The sequence below is a fragment of the Streptacidiphilus sp. MAP12-16 genome, from assembly GCF_041262165.1.
GTDB lineage: Bacteria > Actinomycetota > Actinomycetes > Streptomycetales > Streptomycetaceae > Streptacidiphilus.
In genome coordinates, this window is sequence record NZ_JBGCBY010000039.1 from 1 (window position 1) to 16632 (window position 16632).

Here is a 16632-nt window from a genome sequence, read left to right on the forward strand (position 1 = left end):
CAAATACCCCCCGCGGCCGTTGGCCACCATCCACGGGCTCGACTCCCGATCAGCCGAGACTACGACCACTGGCTACCGCACACCACGCCGTAAGCTCACCTGCGGTGATGGAGGCGGAGCGTACGGCCAACAGAACTTCGCTCGGCGCCGGTTCGGGGCGCGGTGCGGTCTCGTAGCGCAACTGTTCGGGGCCCCCGCGATGGTGGGCACGCACGGCGTTCATCGTGCTCATGTATTCGCTCCCGGAGCCGGGTGCGAGTTGCCCATCGACAGGTACTCGATCATGTACTCAGTGAGGAAGGGGCCGCGGCGAGGCGGCCATCGCGCTGCTATGGCGCGGCCGGTCTCGGACCCGGCCCGGCGCCCGTAGTTGTCGTCATTGCACATGTGCGCCTGATGCCCGTCCACGGCGGCTTTCCACCTGTTCAGCCCGTCGCGCAGAACGGACTCGGTGTCCGCAGGGTCATTCATCCCGATCCTTTCAGTGGCCGGCGCTCTGGCCGCCGTCCACGTGCAGGATCTCGCCGGTGACGAAGGACGCCTGCTCGAGGTACACGATGGCCTGGACGACGTCGTCGACCTCCTCCATCCGCCCGAGTGGATGGCGAGCCACGAGCTCGGGCGTCGTCTCCGGGTTCATTGGCGTACGGACGACGCCGAGCGAGACGGTGTTCACGCGGATGCCGTGCCCCGCGAATTCGATCGCCAACTCCTTGGTGACCGCGTTCAGCCCGCCCTTGGTCAGCGACGCGAGCGCGCAGGGTACCTGTGCATTCGGCTGGTCGACCAGGGAGGTGGAGATGTTCACCAGGTGACCGCCGCCTTGACCGCGGGAGAGCATCGCGCCGATGGCGCTGCGCGAGATGGTGAAGAACCCGCGCAGGTTGACGCCGACGATCAGGTCGAAGTCCTTGTCCGTGTAGTCGGTGAACGGCTTGCCGATGTAGACGCCGGCGCTGTTGACCACGGTGTCGATCCGACCGAACCGATCCATCGCCGCCGCTACGATCCGCTCGCCCGCACCGGACTCCACCAGATCGCCGCTGACGGCGAGCACCTGCGGGTCCGCGGATTCCGGCATGGAACGGCTGGTGGCCACGACCGCGTACCCGAGGCTGCGGTAGGCGTTGACGATGGCGGCGCCGATGCCCCCGTTGGCACCGGTGATGAGCGCGACCTTCTGGGCGGTGTCCGCAGCCGTCGTGTCGTTTATGCTCACCCCTTTCTTCCTTCGCCTGATCGGCATGGCTCGGAGCGTGACCGATCCCGGCACACCCGCCGGGACTCGGGCGGCCCCGGGCACGGCCATGGAGCGGTCGACAGGTGACCGTTTCCCGCACCCGCAGGGCGGATTGCACCTTGGGCCCCGGCGGGTGCAGGGTCAGCGGATTCGCGGCGAGCGCCAACCCCACCGACCCGGTCTGCGTGCGCGGGCGGGCACCTGGGCCGGATCGCTGCGGGAGGGTGTCACTTGAGGATTTCCAGCATCCGGTCGCCCAGGACCGCGGCCGAGGCCGGGTTCTGCCCGGTGACCAGGTTGCGATCCTCGACCATGTACGGCTTCCAGATCGGGCCGCGGCTGAAGTTGACCCCGACCTTCTCCTTGACATCGGTCTCCAGCAGCCACGGCGCCCTGGAGGCCAGTCCGACGCCCTCCTCCTCCTCGTCGGTGAAGCAGGTGATGTTGAAGCCCTTGAACGGCGACACGCCGTGGATCCTGGTGGCCAGCATCGCGGCGGGGGCGTGACAGACGATGAACAGCGGGTTGCCCGAGGTCAGCTGCTGCGTCAGCAGCCGTCCGGCATCGGCGTCCCACGCCAGGTCGGACATCGGACCATGACCGCCCGGCAGGTACACCGCGTCGTAGTCCTCGAGGCGGACGTCCGAGAGCTGTAGTGGCCGACGCATCACCTCCGCGGAACGGATGATGGCCTCCAACTCGAGAGCGCTGTCGTTTCCGCCGACCATCTCGGGGCGCAGGCTCATCATGTCGACGGTCGGGGTCACGCCGTTCGGCGTCGCGACGACGACCTCGTGGCCGGCGTCCGTCAACATTTTGTACGGGTTCGCGAACTCCTCGGCCCAGTAGCCCGTCGCGTACCGCGTGCCGTCCTTCAACACCCAGTAGGTGGCTCCGCTCACGATGAAAAGCACCTTGGCCATGGCAAAGATCTCCTCTCGGACGCGTACCTGGGTTCGGCGGGATGACCTTATGAAACTGGCTCGCCGCCGCCGGTTTTCCCCCTTGGGCCACCCTAGGCACCTCGGCGACCATCCGCACCCGGATGCTCTCTCCACTGCAGCTGTTCGCCAGGTGGGAAGCGTTCTTCAAGGCCCTTTCAGCTCAAGCAGCTCGGCTCCGGAAAGGCGGTCTGTCTGCCGAGGGTGTAGTCAGTCCCTAGCGTCTCCATGTCTGGAATGCCTCGCAAGCATCGCCCTGAGCCTCATCAGCGCGTGTCCGCCTCAGCGGGGTTGCGGGCCGCGGACGATGAGGATGGGACAGGTGGCATGGTGGGTGAGGTGCTGTCCGACGGAGCCGAGCAGGGCTTCGGGGAACCCACCGTGCCCGCGGTTCCCCACAACCAGCAACGCGGCGCCCTGGGCTTCGTCCAGCAACACGCCGGCCGGGTGGCCCTGGACAACTCGGGTACCGATCTCGACGGGATGATCGGGCCCGATGGCTTCATCGATGGTCTCGGTGAGGATCTTGCGGGCGGTGCCCTCCCAGTCGAACGGGGGCTCCCCGGGCGGGGACCAGCCGGTCCAGTTGCGCGGGTAGTCCCAGGCGGTTACCGCCACAAGGGCGTCGCCGGTCAGTTCAGCCTGCCGGACGGCCCACCGCAGGGCAGCTTTCGAGGGTTCGAAACCATCGACGCCGACCACGATCCGTGGGGCGTGTACCGCAGCCGCGTCGCTCATCGCGCACCTCCGTGTCTGCTGGGAACGTGCATCACTTCAGCCTGCGTGCTTTCCACTGTCTCCGGCAGCGGGTGCGGCTGCCACTGCACCGGCTGACGCTCTCCAGGCAGGTGTACTGCCCGAGATGAGGCGCCACCGCCTGAGGAACGGGCACCAGCCCAGGCCTCCCGAAGCCTCCCGTGCCCGGCTGGTCCGCTGACCCGGATCGTGCCGTTCGAGGTGGTCGATGACGTGCTCGAACGCACCGGGACGGCGCATCGGCGCTTCCGGCTGTTCATTTAACTGGCGACGTGCGCATATTCCAACCATGTCGTATTCATCCGCGGGCTGCCGACCTGGGGAGCGCGGGTTTGACGAGCCTGTTGCCGGCGGAGAACGAGCAGCTGCGGCGCGAGCGCCTGCGGCCCGGGTTACAGGTGAGAGGTGAGCTCGGCCACGATGTCCGCCGCCGGCTGTGACTTGTTCGCGAGTGCGACGCTCTGTCCGGCCCACATCGAGAGCGCTTCGATATCACCGGTGGTCCCGGCCATTGGCGGTGCCGGCTCGTAGCGCACGATTGGTTCGCCGGAGGCGAAATGCGCGATCACGTCGCCCGCTCCTGGCCGCTGCGCGAGCGGAGGGCGGCCCGCGGCCTGCCACGCGTCGGCGGTCGAGTTGCGCAGCGCGCGGTGGGGAGAGTCGGGCCACCCGACCGAGTACAGGTTGGGGTACCGCTTAGGATCGGTCTCGCGCGCGGCTATCAGCCGGCGCCGGTATTCCTCGTGGATCGGCATCTCCTCAGCAAGCAGGAACCGCGTGCCCAGCCACGCGGCCTGGGCACCCAGCGCCAGCACCGCCGCGACTCCCCGGGCGTCACCGATCCCGCCGGCCGCGATCACCGGCACCGGCGCCACCGCGTCCACCACAGCCGGCACCAGCGGCAGCGTCGCGACGTCGCCCCACACGTGCCCGCCAGCCTCCCACCCCTGCGCGACGACCACGTCCACGCCGGCCGCGACTGCCCGCCGCGCCTCCTCGGCAGTGCCGACCGTGTGCATCACAATCCCTCCCGCGTCGTGGACCTGCTCGGTGTAGCCGCTGGGATCACCCAAGAAAAACGACACGATCCGCAAGCCGGCCTCAAGGGCCTGGTCAAGGCGACGGTGACGGTCCTCGGTGAGCACGAGGTTGCCGCAAAACGGCCGCTCGGTCAGCGCCGCCGTCTCACGAACCACGGCTCCGACGTCTTCTGACCACGTCAGCGTCACCATGCCGAGCGCGCCGGCATTCGAAACCGCCGCAGCCAGCGGGGGAACCGCAACCATGGGCGCCAGGAAGATTGGCTGTTCGATCCCGAGCAACTCGCACACCGGTGTGGGCATCGCGTTCACCCCTTGCTCGGCTCGACGTACGAGGTCGGCTTTGAACTGGGGGACCGCCGGTCCCAACCGTGAAACCTCGAGTAGTCTCCGGCGTCCCAGGCCTCGCGCAGCCCCGGGATGCTTGGATCCCAGTCCGGGCGGATCTCGGCAGTTGCAGTTCGCAGGTCGTGCCACAGGTCGTAGAACGACGGGCGCCCCCAGAACCAGTAACCGTTGTAGACGCTGTGGATGACCAGTCCCGGCTTGAGCACAAGCGTGTGCGGGATCATCGGGTTGTGCTCGGGGTCGGTGTACTCCTGGATCTCCAGATCCTGCTGGACGGTCCGCTCGGGGTCGGACAGGAAAGGCCACTGGGCACCCACCGAGGCGCGGAACTCCTGCAACGTGTGATGGTCGTCGGTGGCGATCGTGGCCACCTGTGTATACGCCACTGCGATCTTCGCGTAGTTCTCGGCCAGCTCTAGATGCTGCCGGTGCTCTTTCGGGCAGTAGTTGCCACGCGCGAGCGTCAGGATCAACGGGTCCCGGCCCTGGAGCTCGCTCAGCGTGCGCACGGTGCCGGTATGGTCGGGCAGCGCATAATCAGGGAAGGTCCCACCGGGGACGATGTCGGAACGCACGGGATGACCGCCTCTCCTGCGGCGCCGCGGGTGCGACCTGCACGGCGCACGTGCCTGCTTGCTGTAAGTCAAGACCTGGCAGTATTCGGAGGCACATACGTGCCTGCCGGGAGGGTGTCCCCGTCGGCGCTTCTACCCACACCTGCGCCTCGCCCGAAAGCCTTAAGCGTCGTGCCATCCTTGGGCAACTGGCGGACCGCGGATTCACCCGGAGCACCTGGTACCCCGCCGCGATCAGGGCCATCGCCCAAGGGCCGTGATCAGTTTCGATCCCGACCCTCACCTCGCCGTCTCGGCGCGGCCGAGGTGATGGACGGTGCCGACCGTCACGGTGCGCGAGGTCAGCCAGCCGTTACTCGCCTGCTCGGAGGATCTGCGTCGCCCATCTGAAGGCGCGCCGCACAACGCGATCCTGGCCGAGCGACTCCCGGCCAGGGCCGGCGTTCGGTGACTTGCGGCGGCGGCCCGCGATTCTGCCAGGAGGGTGATGCCGTGAATTATTGGCTGCTTCGAGGGGCACGCTAATCCCGATCATGGCAACGCCGCCTGCAGGCCTCGTCGTAAACGAGGTATGAGACCGACGTGTGGAGGTACCAGATGGCCGAGCTCCCACCACCGCCAGAAGGAATTGTGCTGGCCCACTTCATCGTCTCGGACGATGTCGAGCGCTCTCGACGCTTCTACACCGAAGTACTCGGCGGCCGGGTGGCCTACTCTGGCCCCGGAGGGCTGACCTATGTCGCACTAGCCAACAGTTGGATCATCATCAATGTCGGCGGAGGCCCGACCGACGACAAGCCGTCGGTCACGCTTGAGACGCCGCGCGATCCCGACCAGGTCAGCAGTTTCCTCAATATCCGGGTCAAAGACATCCACGCCTTGTACACGGAGTGGAGCGCCCGGGGTGCCCAGTTCCTGACGCCGCCGAAACAGCACCAGTACGAGATCCGCTGCTACATCCGCGATCCTGACGGCCATCTGATCGAAGTAGGGCAAACTACCGACCCGGAGGGGGACTGGTCGCCCGCTCACTGGCCGTCAAGTACGCGCACGAGTGCTGGCGGCCCGGAGGCTGGCCGCGACACCGGTGGGCACGCCGCCGACGGCTCGGGCGAGCGGTGAGGGGCTGTCGCCATGACGGCGTTGCCGTGGGAACAGGTCTCCGTCGGGAAGGTCACCGATCGGGCGGTCGCCAGGCTCGCCGTGATCTACATTCGGCAGTCCTCCCGGCAGCAGGTCCTGGACCATCAGGAATCGACCCGGCTGCAGTAGGCCCTGGTGGACCGGGCCGTCGCGCTGGGGTGGCAAACCGAGCGGGTGATGGTCGTCGACGAGGACCAGGGCAAATCCGCGTCCTGTGCAGTAGCCCGCATCGGGTTGAGGTTCCCCCGCTGTGCGGGAGGTGCTGATCAGCTGGTCAGAGCGGGTTGACGGGGTTTCAGGCGGCCGCAGCTTCCGACCGGAGGTCATCGAGATCCCGGGCAGCGGTGGTCCTACCGACCACCCATCGCTCGCGATCGACCGGGCGCCCGCATCTTCAACGCCCCGCCTCTACGTGGCCGCCCGGCTCTACCGCACAGCCGACGGCGGGGTGGTTTTCGCCCGGTCCCAGGACGGCGGCCGCAGTTTCGAGCAGCCCCGTCACCTCGACCCGGACGCCGGCGCGCAGGCCGCGTCCCCAGTGGCCGCTGCCGGAGCCGACGGCTCGGTGTGCGTCGTGTACCTCGTAGCCGAAGCCAGCCTCCGGCGACATCACCGTGCGGGCCCTGTCGTCCACCAACCATGGCCGCAGCTTTGAGGCCTCGACGGCTCTGGCCCGGATCGAAAGCGCGGCACCCGATCTGGGACCGGTGACCGCCAAGAGCGGGCCGGCGATCGCCGCCGCGCCCCGGGGTGGCGCTGTGGTCGCTGCGGTATCCGACGGGAACGACGCCACGCAGACCTCGCAGATCCTGCTTGTGCGCCTCCACGGACCACGGACGCACCTGGAGTGCACCGCTGGCCCAGCCAACAGACCGTCTACCTGCAACCCCAGCTCGCCGTCGACGACCTCGGCCGGATCGCGCTATCGGTCTACGCCCTGTCCATCGCCCAAGCCCGCATCGACGTCATACTCTACCTCTCCGAGCCGGGACGCGTCGCCTTCGGCCCCCCACAACGCGTCACCAGCCAGTCCTTCGACCCGACCCAGGCCGTCAATACCGGCAGCACCCGCTGGCTCGGCAACTACCAGGGCGTGGCCGCCGGAGGCACGACCATGCATCCCATCTGGACCGACACCCGCACCGGCGACACACAGATCTTCACCACCAGGCTGCGGACGAGCCGGCCGCCCTCAAGGCGGTGCGCGGCCGGATCGGCGGCAGGCCGGGAGATGAGGGGCCCCGCACCATCAGGAACGCTGCTCCGCAGCGCTAAGGAGATGCTGGTGAGTCCGCCTCCGCTATCGCGCTCGTCGGGGGACGAGTTGCAGCCCGCCGTCGACGTCGTAGGTCGCTCCGGTGAGCGCGGTGTTGGCCATGATGTGGACGGCGAGCGTGGCGACGATCGACTGGTACTGCTGCCCGCGTTTCGACGCGCCGAGTGTCTTCGCCTCCATCCTCGACGCCGACCGGGGCGGGGCGTTCGAGCTCACCGTGGACACGTCGGCAAGCACGCGGCAGTTCTACGTCCCGGACACGAACGTGCTGATCACCCGGTTCTTCTCAATGGACGGTGTGGCCGAGGTTCAGGACTTCATGCCGATCGTCGATGAGGCGTCCGAAGCGGACCGGCATCGCCTCATCCGGCGGGTCTCCTGCGTGCGGGGAGCGCTTCCGTTCCGGGCGCGCGTCGCTCCCCGCTTCGGTTACGGAGCCGAGTCGCACACGGTGATGCTGGAGGACCCGCGGGCGGCCGTGTTCCGCGCTGTGCGATCACTGGGATCAGCCGGATCACGGCATCTGGGAGACCCGGGCCGGCCGTCGGGATTTCGTGTATTCGCGGCTGATGTGCTGGGTCGCACTGCAGCGCGCGATCCGGATGGCGAACCGGCGCGGTCTGCCCGGTGATATAACCCGCTGGCGCGCATCTCGCGACGTGATCTATCGGCAGATCATGACGCGCGGCTGGTCTGCGAAGCGCGGTGCGTTCGTCCAGTACCTGGACGGGGAAGTGCTCGATTCGTCGGTCCTGATGATGCAGACGACCGAGTTCATCTCGCCCAGGGATCCCCGATGGCTCTCGACCCTAGAAGCGCTCGGTACGGATCTGGTCTCTGATTCCCTGGTCTACCGCTACGACCCGGCGGCCAGTCCGGACGGCCTTCACGGGTCCGAGGGCACTTTCTCGATCTGCTCTTTCCTGTACGTCGACGCGCTGACGCGAGTGGGCCGGCTGGAGGAAGCCCGGTTGGCCTTCGAGAAGATGCTCACCTACTCCAACCATCTCGGGCTTTATGCCGAGGAGATCGGCCGGAACGGCGAGCAGCTAGGCAACTTCCCGCAGGCGTTGACCCACCTGTCCCTGATCATGGCCGCACAGCACCTTGACCGGGCCCTGGGCTGACGACGCTGGCGTCTGTCACGGTATGGCCAGCACGGGAAACGGCCGAGTGGGTTGCGCGCGACCTCGAGTCCCAGCGTCACGTGGCCGCCGAGGGAGCCGCGCAGCGGCATCGGCGGTTGACGCGTGCGTGCCTCGACTGACGCGTGCGTGCCTCGACCGCGACGAACGCGGCCGGCAGCAGCGCGCCGCCCGCCAGCGAACCCGTCACCGGCAGATCGCCCCAGCCCTGGCCCACGTTGGTCAGCAGGCCGAACACCGCTAGGGACAGACCGGCCGTCACCAGCAGTGCCCCGGGGGGTCGGGCCGCCGCCACGGTGCCCGCTCGATCCGCGGCACCAGCCGGGGCGTCAGCGTCAGCGCGGCGGCCGCGATCGGCAGGTTGATGAAGAACACCCACCGCCAGTCCAGGAAGGTGACCAGCACGCCTCCGAGCAGCATCCCGATCACGTTGCCGACGCCGCGCAGCGCGCTCCACATCTTCATGGCCCGCTGTCGGTCACCGGCCTCGGTGAACAGCACCGTCACCAGGGACAGGGCCGCGGGCGCCGCGGCGGCCGCCCCCACACCCTGCGCGAAGCGCGCGGCCACTAGCATCGCGGCGTTCGTGGCGGCGCCGCAGCCCGCGGACGCGGAGGCGAACAGCACCAGCCCCACGACGGACATCCGGCGGCGACCGAGCAGGTCCGCCAGCCGCCCGCCGAGCAGCAGCAGGCCGCCGAAGGGCAACGCATAGCCGTTGACGACCCAGGCCAGACCACCCGCGCTGAAGTGCAGATCGCGCTGCACCGGTGCCAGTGCCAGACTCACCACCACTGTGTCGACCAGCAGCATCAAGTGCGCCAGAGCCAGCACATCCAGGGCATGCCAACGCCGCAAGGAATACTCCGCGGGGTCCTCCATGACTCACTTCGACGCTGCCGGGCTTCGCGCCCGGCCCGACGTCGCGGTCGGCGCTGGCCGAGCCGGACCTGCGCAGTCTTGGCAGGCGCAGCTTCCGGGTCTACGGCCCGACCGCGCCGCTGCTCGACTCGCCCGCACTGGCCTCCTGGGAGCCGCACAACGGCACGCTCGCCGTGGTCGTCCTCTGCCACGATTTGCTGTTCGATGCGGACGGGCCCTATGTCGCGGTCCAGACGCAGGTGGAGGAGGACAGGCTCGGCCTGTACTCGCTCCAGGAGGTGATCGAGGACGAGCGTGACCGGCTGGTCGCATTGCCCGAGTGGCTTCAAGCCGACTCGAAATCGTAGCGACGCGCACGACACAGCGAAGGAGAACTGGCTCGGCCGGTCGCCGAATGCGGGACCGTGGACACCAGGGCCCGGACGGACAGGCGGTGTGACGCAGCCGTGCACGCGGCTGGCGGTCCGGGCCGCTCTTCAGTTGCTTCGTGCCGCCGAATGCACGGTGTCCTGCAGGGTGGCGGCGGCGTCGGCGGCCAGGCTCGCGACCTCGGCGGCCGCGCGGGCGGCCCGTCCGGACACCCGCCAGGCGAGCATGCGCAGGGCAATGGCCGGCGACGGCGGGAAGACGCCGAGCTGGCCGAGCATGGCGATGTCGTCCCGCAGCGCCTCGTGCCGGACCACCTTCCCGTCGCGCACGTCGAGCACGTGGACCTGCTCGAAATCGACCTCACGACCGGTCGGGGGGATGGCCTGGTCGAGAGCGCCGTCCTGGAAACGCACGAACGGGCCGGTGTGCCGACCCTGCATGCGCAGCCGGACCCAGACCTGATCGTCGTTCGCGGCAATGCCGAGGACGGGGAAGCGCAGGTCGCTGAAGGCCGAACGCAACCACGCCGATGAGGCCAGAGTGCCTGCTGGTCCTGCTACGGCGCAGGCCGGCGGTGCGACGGCGGCCTCCCGGTTGTAGTTGTCCTGACCTACGACATCGAGAGCCAGAGCGGGGTCGCCCGTCTCGAGTATCCGGAAGAGCCCGTGCGCCAGTTCGACGGTGTCCAGGGCCATCGTTTCCACCTCTCCGCTGTGCGGCCTTCGTCGGCCGCCGCCTCGGCTGCCGTAACGGGTTCGGTTCCGTCACGCCGGGCTGAGATATTGAGGTTATAGAGAACCTAATCAATACGTCAAACGGTCATCAGTAGGATGGGGCCATGGCCTCCAAGCGCGCGTACATCTCGCCCTTGCGCGAGAAAGCCGCTGCTCAGACGCGCGCGCTGATCCTGCGGCGGGCCACAGAGTTGTTTGCCGACCGCGGCTACGGGCGAGTGACGGTCGCGGACATCGCGGCGGCGGCCGGAGTCGCCTCGAAGACCGTCTTCGCGAGCGTGGGCAGCAAGGCCGACATCCTCGACCGGATCGTCGAGGAGGGCGTTGCTGCGTCGGGCTACGAGCAGGCCATGGAGCAGGTGATCGCCCAGCGGACGCCCGAGGCGGTCCTCGAAGCCCTTGCTCGCGGCACGCGGTTGGGCAACGAGGGGCAGTTCACCGTGCACGAGGCGATCCGCAAGGCCCTGCCCTGCCACGAGCACGGCGAGGCGCTGTGGGAACGTGCGAGCGCGGACTACCGCGGCGCACTCCACGCCGCCGCCCGTCACCTCCACACTCTGGCTCCACCGCCCCGCTACACGGTGGACGAGACGGCGGACCTGCTGTGGTACTGGTTCGGCCCCAGTGGCTGGCGCACGTTGGTGGTCGAGAACGGCTGGTCGTGGGACCGAGCCGAGGAAGTCCTGCACAGAACCGCCGTCGCCACCATCTACTGAAGCTGCGGGGCGCGCCGGTCGCGGTGATCCTCGCCGACCGCATGCCGAGGATGAACGGCATCGAGTTCATGGAGCAGGCGCTCGACCCCTTCCCAGGCGCCCTGCGGGTGCTGCTCACCGCCTACGCCTACACCAACGCGGCGCTTGACGCCATCGATGTGGTCGACCTGTACCTGCTCGAGCCGTGGGATTCGCCGGAGGAGAAGCTGTACCAGGTGGTGGACGACCTACTGGAGTCCTGGCGGGCCACCCACGGCAGGGAGGCGGGGACGACCAAGGCCGTCGGTCAGGTGGTCGTCGTTCTCCACGATCCCGGCCTCTGTGGTGTCCACACCGTACGGCTGGCCCTCCGGCGCGATCGCACGGGCGAAGGCGCGAAAGGCTCCTGGATCCCACCGGTACGGGATCGGGCGCGAACAGGTTGACACCGAAACTGACGCCGGCCGAGCGGGCACGGGCGATCTGCCGCTCAGAGCGTCTGCGGTCCTGTACGCACGGGCGAGGAAGCCGAGGCTGTCGGCACCGGCCGCTGCGATGACAGGACGAGCCGGACGCGCGGCCGTTGAGGTCGCGGCACTGGCGGCCGATGCCGCCGCTCTCCTGCAGGAATGACCCAGGGCAGCGCCGCTGAGCCGTCCCGGACCTTGGCCGCGCAGGAGTCGGGCGCTGTCGCCGTCGAGAGCACCTGGGGGCGGTTCGCAGTCAGAGCCGGGACGCCAGCCGCTGCAGGATCTGGCCGGTGGGCTCGGCGGTGGCGTGGTGGTATCCGGTGCCGGCCCACAGGTTGATCCGTTCGGGATCGTCCGCGGCGGCGGCAGCTTTGCGCATTGGGCTGGTCAGGTGGTGCAGTGCGGGATAGCCGGCCGGGGCGAGGTCGGTATAGCGGTCGGTGAACCCGTTGCGCAGTGCCCTTGCGGGACGGCCGGTGAACGCCCGGGTCACCATGGTCTGGCGCCGTGCTGGGTCGGCCAGCGCGGCCCTGTGGGGTCGTGAGGTGCCGGCCTCGTCCACCATGGTCTGGCGCCGTGCTGGGTCGGCCAGCGCGGCCCTGTGGGGTCGTGAGGTGCCGGCCTCGTCGGCACGCAGTAGGACGGTGCCGACCATGACCGCCGCGGCTCCGGCATGCAGCGCGCCGGTCGCGGCCGCTGGGGTGGCCACTCCGCCTGCGGCGACGAGCGGCAGGGACACCGCCTGGCGCACCTCGCCCAACAGGTCGGTCAGGGGGACGGGCGCCGGAATGTGCTGCGGGCTGAGCGTGCCGGAGTGTCCTCCTGCGGCCGAGGCTTGCACGGCCAGTACGTCGGCGCCGGCTGCAGCGGCGAGGCGGGCCTCCGCGGCCGAGGTGACCGTCTGGACGACCAGGGTTCCGGCGGCGCGCAGTGCGGCGATCACGGCTGCCTCCGGGATGGCGAAGGTGAAGCTGACGACCGGTACCGGGTCGGACAGCAGCAGGTCGATCTTGTCCGGCCAGTGGTCGTCGTCCTCGACGATTCCGATCGCCAGGGCGTCGATGCCGTAGGTCTCGGCCTCGGGTGCGACAGTGCGGGCGTAGCGGCGGAAGGCTTCCGGGTCGACCGGGACGCGATTGGGCGCGAACAGATTGACCCCGAAGGTCACGCCTTCGGAGCGGACCTGGGCGATCTGCTCGGCCAGTGCGTCGGCGGTCCGGTAGCCGCCGGCAAGAAACCCGAGGCTGCTCGCCCGGGCCGCTGCGGTGACCAGCGCGGGCGTGGTCGGGCCGCCGGCCATCGGCGCGGCGAGAATCGGGATGCTCACCCCGAGAGCAACCAGTGGCGAGACCATGATCTTTCCTCCTGCGAGCTGGCGGTGCTCACCGTGCCAGGTCCACCGATCGGCCCCGACAGCTGCGGATCGAGATCTGCGGCTGGCGTGTCAGGTGTTGGCCGGCGCCTGCGGCGTGCGAGCGCCCAGCAGCGCCAGGCAGTTGGTCCACAGTGCGCTGAGCTGGGATGTGTTGTTGTAGAGCTTGGCGAACAAGACCTGGCCCTCAAGCTGCGCGACGACGGATCGGGCGGCTGCACGGGTGTCGGTGACTGTGACCTCGCCACGTTCGAGGGCCTCGGTGATGGCCGAGTCGACCATCTCGACCTGGGCGTCGAAGATCTCCTGCAGTCGCTTGCGGACGGCTTCGGCCTGGTTGCTCATCTCCAGGGTGAGATTGCCGAACATGCAGCCTGAAACGGTCCCGCAGCTCTGCTGGCCGGCCCGCTGGCCTGCTTCCGTGTCCTCGAACAGCTGCCGCAGCCGCTGCAGTGGCTCCGCGTCGCTGTTCAGGATGCGGGTCCAGTCGCGCTGCTGGGTGGCCCACTGCTCGTCGATCACGGCCAGCGCGAGAGTCTCCTTGGAATCGAAGAAGTAGTAGAAGCTGCCCTTGGGCACCCCGGCTGTCTTGCAGATCTCGGCCACACCCAGGTCCGAGTAGCCGCGCAGCTCGATGAGTGACTGTGCAGCGCTGAGGATCTTCTCTCTGGCATCACTGGTCCGTCCCATGTTGCCAGTATACGACCGCTCGACTACCCTTTACTAGACCGGTCGGCTAGTGGAGTCGTCCCGCCCCTGGCAAGGGCGCGGCGGCCGTCTGCCACGACGGCGGGGGTCGATCGTCGCACGGTTCCTGACCCGAAATGTCGCGGCTTCCGCGTCCAGGGTGTCGGGGTCGGATTCGGCCCGCGTCCACCGGCTCCGGCGCCGGCAGGTGCGGCAGCTCGCTGCCGCACCTGCCGGCGCTCCAGTGCCGGGGCCTCTTTCCGGTTCCTGTTCCGGACAGCGTCCGCCCGCGGACGGGCGCCGCCCCACCTCCCGTTGTGCACAGAGGAGAGCTGACACGATGAGTGCTGATGTAGCGAACGACCCGATGCGCGAGGTGCTGACGCGCTGGAAGGCCGCCTTCGACGGCCACCAGGCGGACGTCATGGCCGACCTGTTCACGCCCGACGCCCTCTTCCAGGGATTCGGACCCGAGGTCATCTCCGGCCGGGATGCGGTACGCGGCTACTACGAGGCTGTCCCGGACTACCGCAGGGCCCATCTGGGGGACGTCGACAGCTACCGGATCGGCGAGCAGGTGGCCGGCGGCTTCGCCGACGTCGCTTTCCGGGATCCGACGGGTTGGGAGGCCCCTGTGCACCTGTCACTGGTCCTGCAGCGCGAGGGCGCCAGTTGGCGGATTCGTCAGTACCACGTCTCCCGGATCGCCGCCGACCACTGAGGTCAGCGACGATCCGCGCCTGCGAGGCCGGGCACGCCGGGAGGCTGCACGTACCAGCAGCGAGAAACCGGTCGTGGCGCCGTCTCCGGTCACCGGCGCACTGCGGCGCCATGGAAAGGCGGCGTGCCTCACCGCGCCGGGGCGCGTTCGGGGTGGAGCTGGTCCGCATCACTGCTCGTGTCGCAGGCGCGCGGGCCGACCGGCCGCCCGCCTGATCGTGCCTGTCTGCCCGCCTCGGCGGGCACGGTGTGCCGCAAGGGCGCACCACCATCCCTCTCCGCACGTTCCCTCCCATCACCACCGAAAGTCGCAACAGAATTCAGAAAGAGGAAAAGCCGTGAAGGAGTTCCTGGTCGAGCTCACCACCACCGTCCCCGAGGGCACCGACCCGACCGACGTCGCCCGCCGCGGCGCAGCCGAAGCCGTCCGGGCCGGAGAGCTGGCTGCCGCCGGCCACCTGGTCAGGCTGTGGCGCCCGGTGGGTGAACCGCGCAGTATCGGTCTGTGGCGGGCGGCCGACGAGGCCCAGCTGTACGAGAAGGTGCTCGGCACACTTCCCCTTTGGCCGTGGATGACCCCGGTGGTCACCGCCGTCCAGTCGCACCCCAACGACCCGGGCAGGACCAGCGACGCGGTCTCACTCGCACATACCGCTCCCGCCGCGACCAAGGCTGAACGGCGGGGAGCCGTGTGTGCGGCCGGAGCCCGCGCCCCAGCCGGCGGCCTCCGTCTCCGGTGCGCGAGGGCGGGGGGCCGCGCACGCATCGCTGGCTCACTTCGTCCGGGCGCTGGGCCGGGTCATGTCGGCGCTGCGGTCGGACGAGTCGTGTGCCACGCCTTCGCGCGGGAGTGGGCAACCGTTGTGTCTGGTCGGGCACGGTTCGAAGTGCGCGTTGCGGTAGGAGCTGATCTGCTGCTTGCTGGGGGAACGTGCGAGCATCCGGGAGAGGGATTCAGATGAGCACCTATCGAGCCGCGCAGGTGGCCTCCGCCGGAGGCGTGTTCGAGCTCGTGGAGCGAGCGGTGACCCCGCCGGGGCCGGGCCACGTGCGGATCACCGTGGACGCCTCCGGGATCTGCCACAGCGACGCCGGGATGGTGAACGGCGTCTTCCCCGGCCTTCACTTCCCACTGGTCGCTGGCCACGAGATCGCCGGGCGTATCGCGGAGGTCGGCGAAGGCGTCTACAGCGGCTGGCGGGTGGGGGACCGGGTGGCCGTCGGATGGTTCGGTGGCAGCTGCGGTCACTGCACGCCCTGCCGCCAAGGCGACTTCATGGTCTGCGACAACCTGAAGGTGCCCGGCTGGGCCTACGACGGCGGCTATGCCCAGAGCGTCGTCGCGCCGGTCGACGCACTGGCCAGGATCCCGGACGGCCTGTCGCCGACCGACGCGGCACCGCTCGCCTGCGCGGGCGTCACCATGTTCGACGGCCTGCGCCGCAGTCCCGCCGGTCCCGGCGACCTGGTCGCCATCCTCGGTATCGGAGGCCTGGGACACCTGGGCGTACAGTTCGCGGTGGCGATGGGGTTCGAAACCGTGGCCATCGCACGCGGCAAGGACAAGACCGACCTGGCCAAGCAGCTCGGCGCGCACCACTACATCGACAGCACGTCGGCCACGCCGGTCGCCGAGGCACTGCAGGCCCTCGGCGGGGCCAAGGTCGTCATGGCGACCGCGTCCAGCTCCGACGCCATCGCGGCGACGGTCGACGGGCTCACACCGCGCGGCGAACTCGTCGTGATCGGCGCGACGCCGGAGCCGATGGGCATCAGCCCGCTGCAACTGCTCCTCCGCGGCCGTGTCCTGCGCGGACACCCGTCCGGCACCGCGCAGTCCGTGCAGGACACCATGGAGTTCAGTGTGCTGCACGGGATCGCTCCGACGAACGAGGTCGTGCCGTTGAGCCAGATCAACGAGGCGTACCAGCGCATGATGTCCGGTGCCGCGCGCTTCCGGATGGTGCTCACGCCGCAGTGACGCCCAGCTCCGCCCGGAGCTCCTGGACGCACTCCCGCACCCCCGCGTCGTGGCGTTGCCACGCCAGCGGCCAGACGGGGTTCCAGTCCGCGTCGATCTCCGAGGTTGCCCCCGCAACGGGACGGCCGCCACGACCGGCTTCCTCTTTGCTGGTAGCCAGGCCCAGCCGCACCCGCCTGGCGCTGCGCCGGTGACGGCGGTCAGATGGTTCGATGGGCACGGCCCGTGATGATCAGGGGCGGCTTGGAGGCGGGTGCC

Annotated in this window: 20 protein-coding genes and 2 pseudogenes; 9 read left to right on the forward strand and 13 right to left on the reverse strand. The window is 69.2% G+C overall.

Translation table 11 applies throughout. The annotated features are described in order from the left end of the window. Positions 1-228: 228 nt before the first annotated feature. From ABIA33_RS34280 to ABIA33_RS34305, 6 genes are all read right to left on the reverse strand, one after another. The gene (locus ABIA33_RS34280; RefSeq protein ID WP_370087372.1) at positions 229-471 is read right to left on the reverse strand and encodes a hypothetical protein; all 243 of its coding nucleotides are present in this window, start codon (positions 469-471) and stop codon (positions 229-231) included. A 10-nt stretch (positions 472-481) separates the two neighbouring features. Further along, a complete protein-coding gene (locus ABIA33_RS34285) occupies positions 482-1219 on the reverse strand; it encodes an SDR family NAD(P)-dependent oxidoreductase (protein ID WP_370087374.1) in 738 nt (245 codons plus the stop codon). A gap of 248 nt (positions 1220-1467) precedes the next feature. Next, on the reverse strand, positions 1468-2163 hold the full coding sequence (locus ABIA33_RS34290) for a type 1 glutamine amidotransferase domain-containing protein (protein ID WP_370087376.1): 696 nt from the start codon (positions 2161-2163) through the stop codon (positions 1468-1470). 300 nt (positions 2164-2463) lie between these two features. Continuing rightward, on the reverse strand, positions 2464-2919 hold the full coding sequence (locus ABIA33_RS34295; RefSeq protein ID WP_370087378.1) for a universal stress protein: 456 nt from the start codon (positions 2917-2919) through the stop codon (positions 2464-2466). 410 nt (positions 2920-3329) lie between these two features. Next, positions 3330-4280, reverse strand: coding sequence for an NAD(P)H-dependent flavin oxidoreductase (locus ABIA33_RS34300; protein ID WP_370087380.1), 951 nt, complete (start codon positions 4278-4280; stop codon positions 3330-3332). Positions 4281-4285: 5 nt separating this feature from the next. Further along, the gene (locus ABIA33_RS34305) at positions 4286-4900 is read right to left on the reverse strand and encodes a redoxin domain-containing protein (RefSeq protein WP_370087383.1); all 615 of its coding nucleotides are present in this window, start codon (positions 4898-4900) and stop codon (positions 4286-4288) included. 597 nt (positions 4901-5497) lie between these two features. Here ABIA33_RS34305 and ABIA33_RS34310 point away from each other — a divergent pair. Further along, positions 5498-6022: a VOC family protein gene (locus ABIA33_RS34310; RefSeq protein ID WP_370087385.1), complete on the forward strand. Its 525-nt coding sequence runs from the start codon at positions 5498-5500 to the stop codon at positions 6020-6022. Between the two features lie 12 nt (positions 6023-6034). Next, positions 6035-6172: a hypothetical protein gene (locus ABIA33_RS34315; RefSeq protein ID WP_370087387.1), complete on the forward strand. Its 138-nt coding sequence runs from the start codon at positions 6035-6037 to the stop codon at positions 6170-6172. A gap of 265 nt (positions 6173-6437) precedes the next feature. Here the strand turns inward: ABIA33_RS34315 and ABIA33_RS34320 are convergent, their stop codons facing one another. Beyond that, positions 6438-6677: a hypothetical protein gene (locus tag ABIA33_RS34320; RefSeq protein ID WP_370087389.1), complete on the reverse strand. Its 240-nt coding sequence runs from the start codon at positions 6675-6677 to the stop codon at positions 6438-6440. Positions 6678-7443: 766 nt separating this feature from the next. On the opposite strand from ABIA33_RS34320, the pseudogene ABIA33_RS34325 reads away from it, so the two are divergent. Further along, positions 7444-8446: pseudogene (locus tag ABIA33_RS34325) on the forward strand (glycoside hydrolase family 15 protein); the annotation flags it as partial. 76 nt (positions 8447-8522) lie between these two features. On the opposite strand, the gene ABIA33_RS34330 reads toward ABIA33_RS34325, so the two are convergent. Together ABIA33_RS34330 and ABIA33_RS34335 are read right to left on the reverse strand one after the other, a co-directional pair. Continuing rightward, positions 8523-8726, reverse strand: a complete 204-nt coding sequence (locus ABIA33_RS34330) for a hypothetical protein (RefSeq protein ID WP_370087391.1) — start codon at positions 8724-8726, stop codon at positions 8523-8525. Then, positions 8723-9322: an MFS transporter gene (locus ABIA33_RS34335; protein ID WP_370087393.1), complete on the reverse strand. Its 600-nt coding sequence runs from the start codon at positions 9320-9322 to the stop codon at positions 8723-8725. The genes ABIA33_RS34330 and ABIA33_RS34335 overlap by 4 nt, the downstream gene beginning before the upstream one ends. Before the next feature lie 197 nt (positions 9323-9519). Between ABIA33_RS34335 and ABIA33_RS34340 the strand changes: the two genes are divergently transcribed. Further along, positions 9520-9693 (forward strand): hypothetical protein, encoded by a 174-nt coding sequence (locus tag ABIA33_RS34340; protein ID WP_370087395.1) that lies wholly within the window; start codon positions 9520-9522, stop codon positions 9691-9693. A gap of 129 nt (positions 9694-9822) precedes the next feature. Here the strand turns inward: ABIA33_RS34340 and ABIA33_RS34345 are convergent, their stop codons facing one another. Continuing rightward, positions 9823-10410, reverse strand: coding sequence for an ester cyclase (locus ABIA33_RS34345; RefSeq protein ID WP_370087397.1), 588 nt, complete (start codon positions 10408-10410; stop codon positions 9823-9825). A gap of 143 nt (positions 10411-10553) precedes the next feature. Between ABIA33_RS34345 and ABIA33_RS34350 the strand changes: the two genes are divergently transcribed. Both ABIA33_RS34350 and ABIA33_RS34355 read left to right on the forward strand, forming a co-directional pair. Beyond that, positions 10554-11165 (forward strand): TetR/AcrR family transcriptional regulator, encoded by a 612-nt coding sequence (locus ABIA33_RS34350; RefSeq protein WP_370087399.1) that lies wholly within the window; start codon positions 10554-10556, stop codon positions 11163-11165. Positions 11166-11215: 50 nt separating this feature from the next. Beyond that, positions 11216-11590, forward strand: a complete 375-nt coding sequence (locus ABIA33_RS34355) for a hypothetical protein (RefSeq protein ID WP_370087401.1) — start codon at positions 11216-11218, stop codon at positions 11588-11590. Between the two features lie 277 nt (positions 11591-11867). Here ABIA33_RS34355 and ABIA33_RS34360 read toward each other — a convergent pair whose 3' ends face one another. Next, a complete protein-coding gene (locus tag ABIA33_RS34360; RefSeq protein WP_370087403.1) occupies positions 11868-12968 on the reverse strand; it encodes a nitronate monooxygenase in 1101 nt (366 codons plus the stop codon). Between the two features lie 90 nt (positions 12969-13058). Further along, a complete protein-coding gene (locus ABIA33_RS34365) occupies positions 13059-13676 on the reverse strand; it encodes a TetR/AcrR family transcriptional regulator (RefSeq protein WP_370087406.1) in 618 nt (205 codons plus the stop codon). 337 nt (positions 13677-14013) lie between these two features. Here ABIA33_RS34365 and ABIA33_RS34370 point away from each other — a divergent pair, with 337 nt between their 5' ends. From ABIA33_RS34370 to ABIA33_RS34380, 3 genes and pseudogenes are all read left to right on the forward strand, one after another. After that, the gene (locus tag ABIA33_RS34370) at positions 14014-14394 is read left to right on the forward strand and encodes a nuclear transport factor 2 family protein (protein ID WP_370087407.1); all 381 of its coding nucleotides are present in this window, start codon (positions 14014-14016) and stop codon (positions 14392-14394) included. Positions 14395-14731: 337 nt separating this feature from the next. Then, positions 14732-15019, forward strand: a pseudogene (locus tag ABIA33_RS34375) (muconolactone Delta-isomerase family protein); the annotation flags it as partial. A gap of 332 nt (positions 15020-15351) precedes the next feature. Continuing rightward, positions 15352-16374: an alcohol dehydrogenase gene (locus ABIA33_RS34380; protein ID WP_370087409.1), complete on the forward strand. Its 1023-nt coding sequence runs from the start codon at positions 15352-15354 to the stop codon at positions 16372-16374. Here the strand turns inward: ABIA33_RS34380 and ABIA33_RS34385 are convergent. Beyond that, positions 16361-16594 (reverse strand): hypothetical protein, encoded by a 234-nt coding sequence (locus tag ABIA33_RS34385; protein WP_370087411.1) that lies wholly within the window; start codon positions 16592-16594, stop codon positions 16361-16363. The two genes, ABIA33_RS34380 and ABIA33_RS34385, sit on opposite strands and share 14 nt — an antisense overlap. Positions 16595-16632 lie beyond the last annotated feature (38 nt).